This window comes from Lysinibacillus sp. RS10, assembly GCF_041956855.1.
In the GTDB taxonomy this organism is placed as follows: Bacteria; Bacillota; Bacilli; order Bacillales_A; family Planococcaceae; genus Lysinibacillus; species Lysinibacillus xylanilyticus_A.
In genome coordinates this window covers 3041741-3059390 of record NZ_CP167122.1, presented here as the reverse complement: position 1 = coordinate 3059390, position 17650 = coordinate 3041741, and the positions used below count along the sequence as shown (strand labels likewise).

16 protein-coding genes are annotated in these 17650 nt (G+C 37.4%); 13 read left to right on the top strand and 3 right to left on the bottom strand.

What is annotated here, in order from left to right:
• Positions 1 to 91 precede the first annotated feature (91 nt).
• Together ACB089_RS15700 and ACB089_RS15695 are read right to left on the bottom strand one after the other, a co-directional pair.
• Positions 92 to 616, bottom strand: a complete 525-nt coding sequence (locus ACB089_RS15700; protein ID WP_374967239.1) for a GrpB family protein — start codon at positions 614 to 616, stop codon at positions 92 to 94.
• Positions 617 to 1104: 488 nt separating this feature from the next.
• Positions 1105 to 1677, bottom strand: coding sequence for a hypothetical protein (locus ACB089_RS15695; RefSeq protein ID WP_374967238.1), 573 nt, complete (start codon positions 1675 to 1677; stop codon positions 1105 to 1107).
• 685 nt (positions 1678 to 2362) lie between these two features.
• Here ACB089_RS15695 and ACB089_RS15690 point away from each other — a divergent pair.
• The 11 genes from ACB089_RS15690 to ACB089_RS15640 all read left to right on the top strand — a co-directional run bounded on the left by ACB089_RS15690 (position 2363) and on the right by ACB089_RS15640 (position 13513).
• Complete coding sequence (locus ACB089_RS15690; protein WP_374967237.1) at positions 2363 to 3055, top strand: M15 family metallopeptidase; 693 nt, start codon at positions 2363 to 2365, stop codon at positions 3053 to 3055.
• Positions 3052 to 3846: a M55 family metallopeptidase gene (locus ACB089_RS15685; RefSeq protein ID WP_374967236.1), complete on the top strand. Its 795-nt coding sequence runs from the start codon at positions 3052 to 3054 to the stop codon at positions 3844 to 3846. Before ACB089_RS15690 ends, ACB089_RS15685 begins: the two co-directional genes overlap by 4 nt.
• A 23-nt stretch (positions 3847 to 3869) precedes the next feature.
• Positions 3870 to 4934: a dipeptide epimerase gene (locus ACB089_RS15680; protein WP_374967235.1), complete on the top strand. Its 1065-nt coding sequence runs from the start codon at positions 3870 to 3872 to the stop codon at positions 4932 to 4934.
• 193 nt (positions 4935 to 5127) lie between these two features.
• Positions 5128 to 6951, top strand: coding sequence for a peptide ABC transporter substrate-binding protein (locus tag ACB089_RS15675; RefSeq protein ID WP_374967234.1), 1824 nt, complete (start codon positions 5128 to 5130; stop codon positions 6949 to 6951).
• Between the two features lie 102 nt (positions 6952 to 7053).
• The gene (locus ACB089_RS15670) at positions 7054 to 7998 is read left to right on the top strand and encodes an ABC transporter permease (RefSeq protein ID WP_374967233.1); all 945 of its coding nucleotides are present in this window, start codon (positions 7054 to 7056) and stop codon (positions 7996 to 7998) included.
• A complete protein-coding gene (locus tag ACB089_RS15665) occupies positions 7998 to 8972 on the top strand; it encodes an ABC transporter permease (RefSeq protein WP_374967232.1) in 975 nt (324 codons plus the stop codon). The genes ACB089_RS15670 and ACB089_RS15665 overlap by 1 nt, the downstream gene beginning before the upstream one ends.
• 14 nt (positions 8973 to 8986) lie before the next feature.
• A complete protein-coding gene (locus ACB089_RS15660) occupies positions 8987 to 10042 on the top strand; it encodes an ABC transporter ATP-binding protein (protein ID WP_374967231.1) in 1056 nt (351 codons plus the stop codon).
• Positions 10032 to 10979 carry an ATP-binding cassette domain-containing protein gene (locus ACB089_RS15655; protein WP_374967230.1) on the top strand — a complete coding sequence of 316 codons (948 nt, stop codon included), beginning with the start codon at positions 10032 to 10034 and terminating at the stop codon, positions 10977 to 10979. The genes ACB089_RS15660 and ACB089_RS15655 overlap by 11 nt, the downstream gene beginning before the upstream one ends.
• Positions 10976 to 11908 carry an LD-carboxypeptidase gene (locus ACB089_RS15650; protein ID WP_374967229.1) on the top strand — a complete coding sequence of 311 codons (933 nt, stop codon included), beginning with the start codon at positions 10976 to 10978 and terminating at the stop codon, positions 11906 to 11908. Before ACB089_RS15655 ends, ACB089_RS15650 begins: the two co-directional genes overlap by 4 nt.
• Positions 11909 to 11915: 7 nt before the next feature.
• A complete protein-coding gene (locus tag ACB089_RS15645; RefSeq protein ID WP_374967228.1) occupies positions 11916 to 12701 on the top strand; it encodes a serine hydrolase in 786 nt (261 codons plus the stop codon).
• Positions 12698 to 13513, top strand: a complete 816-nt coding sequence (locus ACB089_RS15640; RefSeq protein ID WP_374967227.1) for a C40 family peptidase — start codon at positions 12698 to 12700, stop codon at positions 13511 to 13513. Before ACB089_RS15645 ends, ACB089_RS15640 begins: the two co-directional genes overlap by 4 nt.
• 52 nt (positions 13514 to 13565) lie before the next feature.
• Here ACB089_RS15640 and ACB089_RS15635 read toward each other — a convergent pair whose 3' ends face one another.
• Positions 13566 to 14294, bottom strand: coding sequence for a glucosaminidase domain-containing protein (locus ACB089_RS15635; RefSeq protein WP_374967226.1), 729 nt, complete (start codon positions 14292 to 14294; stop codon positions 13566 to 13568).
• Between the two features lie 557 nt (positions 14295 to 14851).
• On the opposite strand from ACB089_RS15635, the gene ACB089_RS15630 reads away from it, so the two are divergent.
• Together ACB089_RS15630 and opuFB are read left to right on the top strand one after the other, a co-directional pair.
• A complete protein-coding gene (locus ACB089_RS15630) occupies positions 14852 to 15817 on the top strand; it encodes an ABC transporter ATP-binding protein (protein ID WP_374967225.1) in 966 nt (321 codons plus the stop codon).
• Positions 15810 to 17324: an osmoprotectant update ABC transporter permease/substrate-binding subunit OpuFB gene (gene opuFB, locus ACB089_RS15625; protein ID WP_374967224.1), complete on the top strand. Its 1515-nt coding sequence runs from the start codon at positions 15810 to 15812 to the stop codon at positions 17322 to 17324. Before ACB089_RS15630 ends, opuFB begins: the two co-directional genes overlap by 8 nt.
• Positions 17325 to 17650 lie beyond the last annotated feature (326 nt).

Below are 17650 nucleotides of genomic sequence, written 5' to 3'. Positions count from 1 at the left end.
GAAGAGGCTTACCGAACTCTTATCATTTCCCCCCATAAACAAAACGGCTTTGCTTTAAACTGTATGAAAACAAACAATTAATTCGTTCAATTTATTTATGCATGTTTTTTACTTTTTTATGCCAAGCAAGTGCTTTTTTCTCCATTGCTGAAACAAATGCTTTTTTAGCAGGGCTATAATCACGAGTTGACTCATATTTATTCGCTAAAGCTTCTTTAAATTGACTATATCTACTAGCTTCTTCTGGATTTGCAAGAAGATAATCTCGAAAAACTATGTGACGCTTAATTTGCGGGTTATCAGATTGATAAAAATGAATATGGTGTGTCCTGTTTTCTCCACCTTTACGGAATAACCTTCTCCCCTCAATTCCCCACTCACCAGCTATATCATACTGCATTAATTTCATTTGTTCGTTGTATGAATCTATTTTTTCGATTTCATTTACTATACACATCATATCTATTACAGGCTTTGCTTTCATACCTGGAATGGAAGTGCTACCAAAATGCTCAAAAGATGTTATTTCATCACCAAAAATAGCTTTTAATATTTTTACTTCTTCTTCAAACATCAATTTCCAATCTCCAGTGTAATCTGATAATCTAACTTTCATTAAGCATTCTCCTCAACTTCTATTTTTCGCAATCGAGTAAATCTTTGTAACTATCATACTATAAAAAGTAAATTAAGATTTTATACCAAGAAATTACAATATTTAGAAGGTATTAGATTATATAACCGATTAAATTTGATTCAATTAACTTAAGCTCATCATCGAAAGTGTGCAGGACATTTGTTAAATTGTATACATCTAGCTTTTGTTGGATGTAGAAACTCAAAAAAGCCGATTTGCATCACATTTTCTGTGGCAAATCGACTTTTTCAATACCCTTCGACGCTAATTCCCAAGAGTCCCCTAGTCTACACTCCAATCAACTTATACACAATGCATACGTCTTAACAATCATCCACAACTTTCGGTGATGATCCTATTTAATTATGATATAAAAATATAAGAGCCTTGCTAAAATTTATTGTAGTGAGACTCTTTAAAGTTGTGTAATTTTTATTCAATTTAAGCTCCATTAGTGCAATAAAGAATTAGTGGTTTTTTAATCTTTTCACCAAATCCAATGCTTGTTTAGTAGAATCAATTAAAGTAGGATCACCTTTAAATTCTCTTAGCTTGAATGCTTGTATAAAGCATTTTTCAGCTTCAATAAACTTTCCCAATTCCATCAGAGATTTTCCCTTATGTTGTAAAGCAAAATCTGAGTACGCGTCTATCTTATTGGCTTTACATTTATTGAGAGCTTCATCAAAACACTCTAACGCTTCATTATGTTTCATATCATATTTTAACGCTTCTCCAAGTCGTATTAATGTAACGATTTCATTTCGTATGTTTCCTTTTTCTAATGCGTAACTCAGGCAATGGTTTAAATAATAAATTCCTTTTTGAGGCTCCCCGCAAATTCTATACAAATTACCTATTGTTCCATAAAGAAAATATTTATCTTCTTCATTATTAATTTTCAATAAATTTTCAGCTTCAGCGATAACTTGTTTTAACTTCAAAGGATTCGAGGTCTTTTCTCGTAGATAATCGTTTTTATCAAAATAAATAAACTTGCTTAAGTCAGAAATCCTTTTTTTAAAATCTACAATGCTCATCTCTTATCACCTCATATTATAGATTATCATCTTCAAACCTACTCTGTTCCTTCAATAAAAAATTCAATTTTGATTATTGATCAATTAAATATAAGGGATTACTTTTATAAGGTCTAGAAAAACCGAAAGCGGCATATTGAACGCTTTGAATGACTCGTCTAAAATTGGCAGCCATTATTTCAGCAAAGCTCCGGCTTTTTCAAACAGGTAGTGAAAGTGGATAGCCGTCTTCGTCTTCAAATAGCAACAAGTCCCCATTTTCGTCTTGTAGTAACAAACCGTGTTTTAAAATAATCTAATACAAAGAGCTCACCTCCATTTTGATTAATGTTTATTCAAAATGGAGGTTTTAGTTTTTAATATAGAATTTTAGAACTACATGAGGATGAGCCAAGCGTCATTCGTCATTTTTTGTGCTATTTCAGTAATCTTCTATTCGATCCATGAATAAAATTCCTAAATAAGTGAAAAAACAAGGCTTTTCGACTTTAATGACTTACTTTGTAAAAAAAGAAGAGAATAGCCGTTATTTTGTAATATTTCTTTTTTTATCTAGTCAATAAATTTAAGGTGTGATACATTCAATGAAAACTGAATTATCTAAAAATTTTATCGAAACCTGAAATTGGAGGTGGGTACTATATATGACGCCGTTTTTCGACCTATTGAGGAAAATATAACTTCAATGAGGGAATCAACGCCAGCAATTTGTGAAAATGGCGAGCCATTAATTCAAATTGGAGAAGAACATTCTAGGATTTTTATTGAACCAATTTACTATCATCAAAAAATACCAAACAGTTTACAAGCGATTTATTTACGTCAGAGTGTGTATGAACGATTAACACAAGCGCTGTTATTATTGTCTAAAAATTATAGCCTGATCTTATATGATGGCTATCGTCCGTTCCAAGTGCAGCAATATTTGTTTACGAGTTTTTCAAAGCAAATTGCAAAACTTTCTCCACATTTTACTGAACAAGAGATTGTTAGAGAAACACGGAAGTATGTTGCGCTTCCTAGCATTGATCATGCTCATTTTGCCCCACATTTAACAGGTGGAGCGATTGATGTGACGCTAGGAGATTTAGATGGCAATGCTTTAAATTTAGGTACAGCATTTGATGAAATCAGTGAAAAGTCTGCGACACGCTATTTTGAACAACATCCAGAGGAAGATTGGGAAGCTTGTGTACATCGACGTCTACTGTATAACTGTTTGACAATGGTTGGTTTTACAAATTATTCAGAGGAATGGTGGCATTTTGATTTCAATAATGCTTCATGGGCAAGACGTGTAGGTGCACAAGAAGCTAGTTATGGAGCTGTGGAGGCAATTATCCAAGACAATAAAGTAAAGGAGTTTCGATTTCTATGAAGGTCTATATTAGTGCAGATATTGAAGGAATTACAGGGACAACAGCTTGGAGTGAAACGGAGCTAAATGCGCCAGATTATCAATTTTTCCAAAAGCAAATGACAAAGGAAGTAGAAGCAGCTATAGAGGGGGCTATTCTTGGCGGAGCAACTGAAATTTTATTAAAGGATGCTCATGATTCGGCACGTAATCTTGATATTTCTAATTTGCCAGTAAACTGCAAGGTCATTCGGGGTTGGACGTATGATCCGATGTGTATGGTTGCGGGACTTGATAAGAGCTTTGATCGCGCCGTTTTTATTGGCTATCACAGTAAAGGTGGAAGTGCAAGGAATCCATTAGCACATACGCTTTGTGTTTTTGCTGATGTGAAAATTAATGGTGAGTATGCGAGTGAATTTTTAATTAATACGTACGCGGCTGCTTTACATGGTGTACCAGTGTCGTTTGTTAGTGGGGATGTGGGGTTAACAGAAGAAATTCGCTCCATCAATGACAGTATTATGACATTTGCTACAAAAGAAGGGATAGGAAATGCGACGATTAGCGTGAGTCCACAGCTGACAATTATGGAAACGAAACGACTTGTTGAGGAATCGATGAAGGTGTCACGTGGAGATTTACAAGTGACATTGCCTGAGCGCTTTGTAGTGGAAATCATTTATCGGGATCATACGCGAGCATATCGAAATTCATTCTATCCGAACGCTACGTTTAAACCACATAATACTGTGGAATTTGTAACGGATGATTTTTATGAGGTGCTTCGACTTTTACAGTTCTTAACATAAGTAAACAAACGGTAGGTGAATGGATGAAAATAAAACAGATTGTCGTCGGGAAGGTAGAGGCACCACTAATAACACCGTTTAAAACAGCACTAAGAACCGTGCATAGCATTCACAATATTGGCGTCTATGTCCACACGGATGATGGGCATATAGGTATCGGCGAAGCGGCGCCAACTGCAGCTATTACTGGTGAAACATTGGGGTCTATTTCACATGCTATAGAAGCGTATATAAAGCCAGCCATTATCGGGATGGATGTTGAGGACATGACAGAAATTATGGCGCGAATCGACAACAGTATTTATCAAAACACCAGTGCTAAAGCCGCTGTAGATATGGCGATTTATGATTTATTTGCGAAACACTATCAAACACCTCTGTATAAATTATTAGGGGGCTATCGCAAAGAATTAGTAACGGATATTACGATTAGTGTCAATGATACTGAAGAAATGGTGAAGGATAGTATAGCCGCGGTGCAGCGGGGGTTTCACATTTTAAAAATCAAGGTTGGGAAAGATCCAGTAGGTGATGTGGCGCGAGTTGTTGCCATTCGTGATGCAGTTGGACACGCCATCACATTGCGAGTTGATGCGAATCAGGGCTGGACACCGAAGCAAGCTGTACAAATTATTCGTGCACTTGAAGATGCAGGTGCGAATGTCGAATTGGTTGAGCAGCCTGTTCATTGTCATGATCTTGCGGGAATGCAATTCGTGACGGCCCATACTTTGACAAATATTTTGGCAGATGAAAGTGTGTTCTCCGCAAAAGACGCCTATACCATTATTGAAAAGCGAGCTGCAGACTTGATTAATATTAAGCTCATGAAAACAGGGGGCATTTATCAAGCGCAGAAAATTTGTCACATTGCTGAGGCAAACGACATACCATGCATGATTGGCTGTATGCTAGAGTCAAAAATTAGTGTCAGTGCCGCTGCACATTTTGCCGCATCACAGAAAAATATCACGATGGTAGATTTAGACGGACCCAGTTTATGTTTGAAAGATCCTATTGCAGGTGGTCCAATATTTGAAAATGATCGAATTAGGATGACGGATGCAGTTGGAATAGGATTTTCATAATAAAGTGAAACTACAATCTAGGGGGTTTTCCTTATCCCCATAGATGGTTAGTCTTCATCAATCGGGCATTTACGGGCAGTTAATCGCCCATATATATAAAGGAGTTTCTTGTACCTGATGCTTCGCTTTCGGTACAGATAAATTACTGCCCGTTAATGCCGGATAAAAAGATTACTAGGGGGGGTTGTTTATTATGAAAAAGTATTGGTTGCTTTTCGTGTGTCTTGTTGTAATGCTTTGTGCAGCATGTAGTGATGATTCTTCAAAGGAAAAAAAATCAGAGTATCGCGTTGTTTATTCGGGGGAAATAAAAACGTTAAATTACTTAAAGACCTCTGAAACGAATGAGTTTGCTGTGGCTGCGAACTTAGTCGATGGATTGATTGAATATGATCAGTATGGTGTCGTACAACCAGGCTTAGCCAAAGAATGGTCATCAAATGACGATGCTACAGTTTGGACATTCAAGCTTCGTGAAGATGCAAAATGGGTTACCCATGATGGTAAAGAGTACGCAGATGTTGTCGCTCAAGATTTTGTAGATGGCTTACATTATGTGCTGGATGCCAAGAATGAATCATCGACAGCTTGGATTGCTACAGTTGTAAAAAATGGGAATGCCTTCTTTAATGGTGAGATGACAGACTTTACGAAGGTCGGCATAAAGGCGATTGATAAACATACGGTAGAATATACTTTAGAAACGCCTACACCTTATTTCCTTTCTATGTTGAACTATGTCTGTTTCTTCCCGGTTAATGGTCAGTTTATAGAAGAAAAAGGAGATAGCTTTGGTACAACTCGTGAAAATTTCCTTTATAATGGATCCTTTATTTTAGATAAATTTGAACCGCAAAATGAGCGCGTACTTGTGAAAAATGATAAGTATTGGGATAAAGACAATGTACTGATTGATCGTATTCGCTATAAATACAATAAGGAAGCGGCTACAGTGGCACCAGAACTATTTTTACGAGGAGAAATCGATTCAGCGAGTATTCCAACATCGATCATTGATGAGTGGTTTAAAGACGAAAAGAAAAAATCTCAAATTCGTCAAACACAAAATAACTTCTATACGTATTTCTATGCACTAAACTTTAACCCGCAATTTGATGCAGAATACGAGCCTGAAAATTGGAAAGTCGCGGTCAACAATAAAGATTTCCGAAAATCACTATTCCATGCGCTCGACCGTGAATCTGCAATGCTAACTTTAGAACCTTATAATCCAAAAGATTTGCTGAGCAACACAATCACGCCTAAAAACTTTGTGAATGTAGAGGGTGTTGACTATACACAATTAACGCCATTCGCTGATATTTCAAATAATGACACCTTTAACAAGGATATGGCATTACAATACAAGGAAAAAGCGAAGACAGCTTTAGCAGGAAAAGCAACTTTCCCAGTAAAAGTGCTAATGCCTTATAATTCTGGCAGTCCAGATTGGGCAAATCGTTCACAAGTAGTTGAACAGCAGATTGAAAAATTATTAGGTACTGATTATGTAGACATTATTATAGAGGCTGGACCATCAACAGGCTTTTTATCAGAAGTTCGTAAACCTGGTAAATTTGCATTACTTGAAGCAAACTGGGGTCCAGACTATGCCGATCCATCAACGTATACGGATCCATTCACTGTCGATGGTACTTATAATAAACCAGAGCTAGCTGAAGGTTATGCAGAAGCAAATGGAAAATCAAAATATCAAAACTTAGTGGACGAAGCAAAGGCAACGATCGATCCAGCTAAACGTTACGAGCTGTTTGCCAAAGCAGAAGCCTTCTTAATTGAAGAGGCATTTGTCATTCCTTATTCAGTAGGGGGGAGCGGCTATGTTGCTTCTAAATTAAATCCATTTGAGGCTCAATACTCTCCATTTGGTGTGACTGCCGAGAAATTTAAAGGGCAACGTATTTTAGAAAAACCAATGAGTAATGAAGAGTTTAAAGAAGCTTTAGCGAAGTGGGAGCAGGAACGTGCGGATGCATTAGCTAAAGCAGCAAAATAAATTGCAAGATAAATGTTAAAAGTGGGGAGTATTTATGAAGGAGATACCGAATAAATAGTCGGCATCTCCTTTAGTCTTTCTGAGAAACGGAGGGATGATAGGATGCTGTGGTATATAGGCAAACGATTATTACAATCAATTTTCACACTTTTTATTATAATCACGATTGTTTTTTCTTTATTACGTTTAATGCCAGAAGAAGGTTATTTAGGGTCAGCGGCGGATAAAATGTCACCTGCACAACAAGAGGTATATTTAACGAATTTAGGTTTACGTGATCCTTTGCTTGTGCAATTGGGAAATTTTTATACTGATCTGTTTCAAGGTGATTTAGGTAAATCCGTTACATATCGGACAGATGTACCAGTCGTCACGATTATTGCAGATAAGATGATGTATTCGGTGCTATTTGGGTTAGGTGCGGTTGCGCTGTCTCTTCTTATTGGGGTCCCGCTTGGCATACTAATGGCTCAGATGAAGGGACGCTGGTTGGACCGCTTAGGGACGGGCTATATCGTCGTTGTTGTTGCAGTGCCAGCTGCCGTTTACTATTTAGTCATTCAAATGTATATTACAGAAATTTTTCATTTACCAATGCTTTTTGATGAGTATAATCCCGTTACTTGGATATTACCACTGTTTTCAATGGCGTTAGCACCGACTGCCTCCTATGCCATGTGGATGCGCCGTTATATGGTAGATGAACTAAACAAAGATTATATTAAACTTGCACGAGCAAAAGGAGTGAAAGAGCGGACATTAATGTTTAAACATGTACTACGAAACGCTTTTATTCCGATGGCACAATATTTACCTGCAACTATTCTTTTTACCATTACAGGTTCCATCTACATTGAATCCTTATATTCCATTCCTGGGATGGGGGGCTTACTCGTAGATGCTATACAGCGACAGGATAATACGATTGTACAAGGCTTAGTGCTTGTGTTCTCTTCGCTTGGAATTATCGGACTAATTTTAGGCGATATAGCAATGGCCCTTGTTGATCCAAGGATTAAATTAGGGAAAGGGGAGAGTGTACGTTAATGGGGATGTATTCAGAAGAAATTAACAATATTTCAAACAAATCACGTGAAGCATTGTTCGAATTTGCGGAAGTAGATGAACGTCAAGCTGAAGAAACTGCCTATTCGAATTACTCCTATTGGCGTTCAACATGGAAATCCTTTTTGAAAAATCGCATCGCTGTTTTTTTATTGGTGGGCGTGCTTATTATCGTAACCTTTACCATTTTACAGCCGTATTTACCAGCACAAAAATCGCCTACTGAAATATATATCGATGAGCAGACAGGTCTCCAAGCACGTAATATTGCACCGAACGCTGAATTTTGGTTTGGGACGAACTCTATTGGACAAGATTTATGGTCACGTATTTGGGCAGGGACAAGGACCTCGTTATTTATTGGCTGTGTCGTTGCTTTAGTAGAAGCAATCGTTGGTATTACAATCGGTACACTTTGGGGCTTTTCACGCAAATTAGAGGTGCCTATCACACAGCTTTATAACGTTGTTGATAATATACCGACAACCATTGTACTCATTTTAATGTCCTATATTTTGCGACCGAGTATTTTAACCATTATTATTGCCATGTGTATTACCGGTTGGGTAGAAATGGCAAGGTTTATCCGCAATCAAATTGTTATTTTACGTGATCGTGAATATAACTTAGCCTCAAAATGTTTAGGAACACCTGATTACCGCATTATTTTAAAAAATCTATTACCCTATCTAATTTCAGTCATTATGTTACGAATCAGTCTGGCTATACCATTTGCTATAGGTGCCGAAGTTTTTTTAACATATATCGGGTTAGGACTACCGATTAGTGAACCGTCTTTAGGAAATTTAATCAATGAAGGGCGGGTACTCATGATGTCTCCCGATTTACGATATCAGCTCATTTTCCCAAGTATTGTATTAAGTGTCATTACGATTGCATTTTATATTATAGGAAATTCATTTGCAGATGCAGCAGATCCGAAAAATCACGTATAAGGGGGATGTTGGAAGTGATACAAACGAAATCACCTATTTTAACGATCCAAAACCTAGTCATTAAATTCACACTTCGTGGCAGAGTGCTAACGGCCATTCGTCATATTTCCCTTGATTTATACAAAGGCGAAAGCCTTGCAATCGTTGGCGAATCGGGTTCAGGAAAGTCTGTGCTGATGAAATCAATCATGGGCTTACTCGATAAAAATGGCTACATTGATCAGGGGAAAATCATCTACAACGACCGGGATTTAGCACAGTTTAAAACCGAGCAGGAGTGGCTAAGCATTCGTGGAAAAGAAGTGGCAATGGTTACACAGGATCCAATGACATCCTTAAATCCACTTAAAACAATTGGCAAGCAAATTGAGGAATGTGTTGTTTTACATCAGAATGTAAAGGGCAAAGCCGCATACGAAGAAACATTGAAATTGTTAAAAGATGTTGGTATTCACGATGTGGAAAAGCGCTATAAACAATATCCTCACGAATTTTCAGGCGGCATGCGTCAACGAATTGTGATAGCTATTGCACTAGCTTGTAAGCCTAAGATTTTAATTTGTGATGAGCCAACAACTGCATTAGACGTAACCATCCAAGCGCAAATTTTGCAGCTTTTAAAAAATCTCCAGCAAAAATATGGACTAACAACTGTTTATATAACGCATGATTTAGGCGTTGTAGCGAAGGTTGCTGACCGTATTGCCGTCATGTATGCAGGTGATGTCATCGAGGTGGGAAAGACGCATGAAATTTTCTTTAATGGCAAGCATCCCTATACATGGGCACTCATTTCTTCATTACCGCAACTTGGCTCAAAAGGGGAGCAGCTTTATTCGATCAAAGGTACTCCACCAAATCTTTTTCAGGAAATCAAAGGGGATGCTTTTGCACCTCGCAATCAATATGCATTAAAGATTGATTTTGTAGAACGTCCGCCATTTTTTCAGGTGAGTGACACACATTATGCTCGGACATGGCTATTAGATCCACTCGCTCCTAAAGTAGAGCCTCCTGAAGCGCTACAAGCATTTTTCGAAGAAGGGAAACGATACGCGTATGAGCCATAAAGAAGTGTTACTCGAGGTGAAAAATTTAAAGGTTGTTTTTGGTAAAGGCAAAAATAAATTTATAGCTATTGATGATGTCAGCTTCGATATTTTCAAAGGTGAAACATTTGGCTTAGTTGGTGAATCAGGCTCAGGAAAAACAACGATTGGCAGAGCTATTATGCGTATCAATGAAGTGACTGAAGGCCAAATACTGTATCACGGTAAGAAAGTAAATGGCAAAATCTCAAAAGAGTGGGATCGAGAAATTACACAGAAAATCCAAATGATTTTTCAAGATCCTATGGCATCTCTAAATGAACGCGCCAAGGTTGACTATATTATTTCTGAGGGGCTTATGAATACTAAAAATTTCAAAAATGAGGCTGATCGCCAACAGAAGGTACGTAATGCCCTAGTAAATGTAGGATTATTACCGGAGTTTTCTAGTCGCTTTCCGCATGAATTTTCAGGAGGACAGCGACAGCGTATTGGCATTGCACGAGCATTAGTGATGGAACCAGAGTTTATTATTGCGGATGAACCGATTTCAGCATTAGACGTTTCCATTCGTGCACAAGTATTAAACTTACTAGCAAATCTCCAACAGCAAAATGATTTAACCTATTTATTCATTGCACATGACTTATCTGTAGTGCGTTTTATTACGGACCGAACTGCTGTTATTTATAAAGGCAAAATTGTTGAATTAGCTGAGACTGAAAAGCTATTTTCTAATCCGATTCATCCGTATACAAGGGCATTATTATCGGCAGTACCAGAGCCGAATCCTTATAAGGAGCGTGATAAAGTCGTAGAATTCTATGATCCGTCACAGCACCGTTATGACATTCAGCCACCGTCATTGATCGAAATGGAGGAAGGTCATTTTGTATTAGCCAATGAAGAGGAATTGGAAAGATACCGAACTTCACTAAAAATGGAGGTAAGCAAATGATTCGTCCAAAGGCATTGAAAAAAGGGGACACAATTGGTCTTATAAGTGCTTCGGGTGCCACGCCGCCTGAAAAATTTCTTCCTGCAATAGAAAGTATCGAGAAGCTAGGTTTTAAAGTTGTTGCAGGGGAGACCTGTCGAGCAAGGCATGGCTACTTAGCGGGCTCTGATGAACTACGTGCCTCTGAAGTGAATGAGATGTTTAGGGATTCAAATATTGACGGCATCTTCTGTATACGTGGAGGGTACGGGGCAACGAAAATTTTACCCCTGCTGGATTTCGAGATGATCAAGGCGAATCCCAAAGTATTTGCTGGCTATAGCGATGTGACGGCACTACATATCGCCTTTAACCAACAATGTGGCTTTGTCACGTATCATACACCTATGCCCTCTACAGAGTTTATTCAGGAAAAGATGGATGAATATACATGGAATTCTTTTCTCCAAAGCGTGACAGCCACAGACCGAAGTGATTACTATCTTGAAAATGCACCTGGCCGTAATATGACAACACTTGCAGCTGGCAACGCAACAGGACAGCTGATTGGAGGGAATTTAACACTCGTTACAGCATCTCTTGGGACACCATATGAAATTGATACAAAAGGAAAAATATTATTTTTGGAGGATATAGACGAGAATGAGCAGCGAGTAGACCGGATGCTTACCCAGTTAAAATTGGCAGGTAAGCTAGATGATGTAGCCGGTTTATTATTAGGGGCTTGGACAAATTGTGGTCCTGAAAATCCTAAGCGTCCTGAACATAGTCTATCCCTACGAACAGTTTTTCAAGAAATAGTAGGTCCACTAAAAAAACCTATTATCATGGATATCACTTGCGGTCACTGTTTACCAACGATGTCATTGCCTTTAGGGCGAACAATAACAATGGACACGGTAAATCAGACGATTAAAGTTGTAGAGTAGGTGAAATATGGAGCGGACAATCAAACAAATGCTACAAGAAACGCCTTATAAAGTGCATATGTTTGTGAAAGAACCGAAGACAGAACAATTTTTCATGAACGAAAGGCTAGAAGAGGTGTTCCAAAGTGCTAGCTTAATAAAGGTACCTATACTGCTTGCTGTGCTGAATTATTTAGAAAGCCACAATAAATCCTTAGAGCAAGAAATGAAGATAGCACCAGAAGAATGGGTTGACTTTAGTGTTATTAGTGAACAGCGCCTAGAGCAAAGCACCATCTATGAGCTTTTAGTGTGGATGATTATTACGAGTGATAATACCGCAACAAATGTCCTGATCGATTTTCTAGGGATGGATGTACTCAATCAATATTTTCGTGAAATTGGGCTTCTGCATACAACAATCCAACGCAAGATGATGGATTTTGAAAGGCTTGCAAAAGGCTTTGATAATACGACATCTGCACGTGATATGGCACATCTATTTTCGCGAATTTATCGCAGAGATCTGTTATCACCAGCATTTAGTGAGCTTACGCTAGATATTTTAAGCCGTCAACGTGTACACGAATCATTAAAGCGTTATTTAGTAGATGATGTGAAACTTGCTCATAAAACAGGTGGTCTTGATACGATAGATCATGATGTGGGCATTGTCTACAGCAGCTCTGGTGATTATCTTATTGGTATATTCATTACCGAGGTTACGAATAATGATCAGGCAAGACAGTTAATCGGTCGGATTTCCAAAGTTGTTTATGATGATTTGGTGAAGCGGAAGGGGATGATAAAATGAATGCCATTGTGACGTCAATGCTTGCAAATTTACATGCAAAGCCAGATGCATCTTCAGAATTAGTGGATGAGGTACTATACGGAATGACGGTTCAAATCATGGAAGACATAGATGAGAGCTGGGTTCGTATACAAACCGCTTATCGCTATGAAGGTTATTGCCAGAAGGATAATTTACTAGTGGATGAAGCAAAACTGGATACTTGGCTACAAGAAGCAAACCATTTCATTACCCAAAGCTTCGCCGATGTTTTGCAGCAGCCTCTAATTCAAAGCACGAAAATGATGACGCTTGTTAAAGGCTCATTCATCTGTTCTTCGGCTGTTGAAGAGCTAGATCCAGAATGGGCAGCCGTGCAATTAGTGTCAGGTGAGATCGGTTATGTACGTAGCAAATGGCTAGAAGAAAAAATACCCGTAAACAGCTTATCCGAACAACAATTACGAGAAAATGTTGTCCAAACAGCGCTTAGCTATTTAGCAACACCCTATCGTTGGGGAGGAAAATCACCACTAGGAATTGACTGCTCAGGTCTATGTTCTATGGCATATCTGCTAAACGGGGTATATATTTATCGCGATGCCAAAATCGTTGAAGGTTTTCCTATCAAGGAAATCTCTCTAAAGCACATACAAAAGGGAGACTTATTATACTTCCCAGGACATATTGCTTTATATATAGGAGATAACCTTTATGTACACTCATCGCTTGATGGGAACGAGGTTACTATAAATAGTCTGGACGACCAGCATCCGCAATATCGAAAAGATTTGGCAACATCTATTACCGCTGTCGGTAGTTTATTTAAATAAGAAGTAATGAAAAAATCTCCATGTCAAAAATTGTACATGGAGATTTTTTCCGTTAATATTTATAAATGTTTAATTGTTGGCCTGCTTCAATTCTATCAGATCGAAGTTGATTCCATTGTTTAATGGACGTCACATTCACGTTATGAGCCTCCGCAATATGCATAAGGGAGTCACCGTCGGCTACGGTAATCGTCTTTTTATCTTTAACAGGACTGTCATACTGTTGTAAGTCATATTTTGCAATTACTGCATTAAGCTTTTCATTGTATTTAGAATCTGTTGCATAGGAGCCTGTTAAAAACTTCGTAGCATCTGTATAGGACTTCGTCTTGCTTTTAAAAACACCGGCATAGAAATCTTTGTTCCAGGAAACACCATTGCGCATTAATTTAACATAATCTTGTAGGGATGCCTCGTAAGAAGGATACTTGCGGAATTCAGCCATTACCGTTGTCATATTACCCGAACCATCATCCTCAGATGTTTCCAATGTTACGGAGTTATTTTGGTAACTACCTTTCATGCCAAACAAATTGTTATTAGGAGAAGAGCCAAGGCCACTTTGCCCATGATCACTTTCTAAAACGGCTTGCGCAATAATAACCGATGCGTATAAGTCATTTTCAGCACCAAGTTCCCGAGCAGTTTCTGCTATGGAGCCGATAAACTCTTCAACACTAGGATTATCATCAACAACTACAGGTTCTTCTGTGTTGTCATTCGTATTGAACACCTGCGTCACCATAAAAAACGAAATACAGATAACTACGATTGTAATCATAAGACCTTTTAAAAAATTTATTACGTATTTCATTGTTTCATTGATGTTGGTAGATTACAACATCTCCCTCCTTTCGTATAAAGTTAATATATTTATAATTATTACAGAGTCATAAATAGAAATAAAGTCATGTTTATATTTTATAGAGTACATAATTCATAAAACGAAAAAAAACTTAATTAGTTCCTCATTTACCAGCATATTTTAGAAATGAAATGATCGTTACATATAGTGGGGATGGTTCCTTGTGAAAACAAATAATGGTATTATGAACTTTTAAAAAGCTATTAATTTCTTAAAAAATAGTAATTTCATGTTACTTATTCGATTTTCTATTCATCATGCCTAAATTGAGGATCCTTCCTATTTATAACTCAATTCCAACATTGGATGTAGAATCAAAAAAAGTTTGAAAGGATTTTAGTTTGTGAATTATAGAGAAGAAAAAGGATGTTTCTTTAAAAATAATGCTAGTTCTAGATCTACTATGTTTACCGTATATGAAAATGAAGAAGAAAAATAATGTACGTAAAAGCATACCTAAAGGAGCATATACAATGATAACATTTGAAAATGTCACAAAAAAATATGTAAATGACCAAGTCGCAGTGAAGGCTATTAATTTGGAGATCAAGAAGGGAGAATTTTTTGTTCTTATTGGACCGAGTGGCTGTGGAAAAACAACATTATTAAAGATGATTAATCGTTTAATTCCTTTAACGGAAGGGACCATTCGAATTAATGAAAAAAGAATAAGTGATTATAACATACATGAATTACGCTGGAATATTGGCTATGTGCTTCAGCAGATTGCCCTTTTTCCTCATATGACCATAGAAGAAAATATAGCCGTAGTCCCTGAATTAAAGAAATGGGGTAAACAGCAAATCCAAAAGCGAGTGTATGAATTATTGGAGATGGTCGGACTTGAACCAGACAAATATAGCGAGCGTAAGCCAAAAGAGCTCTCCGGTGGTGAACAACAAAGAGTGGGCGTTGTTCGAGCATTAGCAGCTGATCCCGAGATTATTTTAATGGATGAACCATTCAGTGCCTTAGATCCGATTAGTCGTACGAAGTTGCAAGATGACCTTCTTGAGCTTCAACGAGCCATACAAAAAACAATCGTCTTTGTGTCGCATGATATGCAAGAGGCTTTAAAATTAGGTGATCGCATTTGTGTGATGAGGGATGGTGAAATTGTACAAATAGGAACGCCGCAAGAAATTATACAAAATCCTGTTAATGATTTTGTGAGAGAGTTTATTGGGGTAAATAAACATAGTGAGAATCCATTCCATCTTGAAGCTGTAATGAAACCAATTACGGATGAAGATAGTGAAAGAAATTGTAAAGAAAGCATTTCATCTAAAGATTCTTTACAAACGATTCTTCAAAAATTAGCTCAATTTGAATGTTTAGGTGTAGTCGATAACGGAAAAATAATTGGCATGGTCACAAGAGCATCGATGCTACAGTATTTAGCGCATGATTCCTTAGAAAGAGGTAATGCAAATGACTAATTTTTTTGACGTTTTTAGCGAACGAAAAGGCCAGCTATTGGCATCCTTATTAGAGCATATTCAAATTTCCTTTATAGCGCTATTTTTTGCAGTAGTCATTGCTATACCACTAGGAATCTATTTAACGAATAAAAAGAAAATAGCGGAAAGTATTATTGGGATTAGTGCAGTTTTACAAACGATTCCTTCATTAGCACTATTAGGGTTATTGATTCCGTTGTTTGGCATCGGGAAAGTTCCTGCAATTATTGCCTTAGTTGTTTATGCTCTTCTTCCTATTTTACGTAATACTTTTACGGGAATAAACGAAGTGGATCCTTCTTTAAAAGAGGCAGCAATGGCTATGGGGATGAATAAGCGTAAGCGGTTGGTGAAGGTAGAATTACCGCTTGCTATGCCAGTGATTATGGCAGGGATTAGAACAGCAATGGTATTAATCGTTGGAACGGCAACTTTAGCAGCATTAATTGGAGCGGGAGGATTAGGGGATATCATTTTGCTTGGTATTGACCGAAATAATACAGCACTCATTATTTTAGGAGCTGTTCCTGCGGCGATTTTAGCATTAGTGTTCGACTTCTTGCTAAAAAAACTAGAATCACTGTCCTTTAGAAAAACGATGACAGCATTGAGCGTTATTAGCATTGTAGCATTATCACTAATGATCTTGCCGCTACTAAACTTCAAAGAGCAAGAAGAAATTGTCATTGCAGGTAAGCTTGGCTCTGAGCCTGAGATTCTTATCAATATGTATAAATTGCTTATTGAATATGAAACGGACTTAACGGTGCAATTAAAACCGGGTCTTGGTAAAACTTCCTTTGTATTTAATGCACTTAAATCTGGCAGTATCGATATTTATCCAGAATTTACTGGAACGGCAATTTCTGAGTTTTTAAAAGAGGAAGCCATCAATAATAATCAGGAAGATGTTTATCATCAAGCAAAAGAAGGAATGATGAATAAATTTGGCATGTTGATGCTAAGTCCCATGAAATATAACAATACGTATGCATTGGCTGTATCAAAGGAAATGGCTGAAACGTATGATTTGCAATCAATTTCTGACATTAAGCCTCTTCAAGAAACGATAAAAGCTGGCTTCACATTGGAATTTAATGATCGAGAAGATGGTTATTTGGGTATTCAAAGCAGTTATGGTATTACATTGTCTAATATAACAACAATGGAGCCAAAGCTTAGATATCAGGCGATCGAAACAGGAAATATCGATTTATTAGATGCTTATTCAACAGATAGTGAAATACGTCAATACAATTTGCAAGTTTTGGTAGATGATCAGCAACTATTCCCACCTTATCAAGGAGCCCCTTTACTAAGGAAAGAGACGGTAGATAAATATCCAGAGATCGAAACAGCCTTAAATAAGCTGGCAAATCGGATAACAGATGATGAGATGCGCGAAATGAATTATCAAGTAAATGTAGAAGGTAAAAATGTAGAAGATGTGGCACGTGAATATTTAATGAAAGCTGGACTGTTGTAACACGATCATCATATGAAACAGGTAGAGACTGGGACATAAGTATATATTCTAAGCAAAATTAACAACCTTCGTATCAGAAAAGCGCGAGAAATCAACGTTTCTAAAATTGATTTCTCACGCTTTTTAAGGTTTTGACCAGTTATGTCCCAGCCTCTATTTTTGTTAGTTTTAGGATGGATTTGCATCAAAATGTAGTGACAGCCGCCATGACGTTAAGGTGAAAATACGTGATTTCACATGTGTCTATGTTCTTAGGTATATTATCCTTATTTTCTGAAAGTTATAAAATATAAACTTTTTTTAGTACATTTATAATTATTATTCAA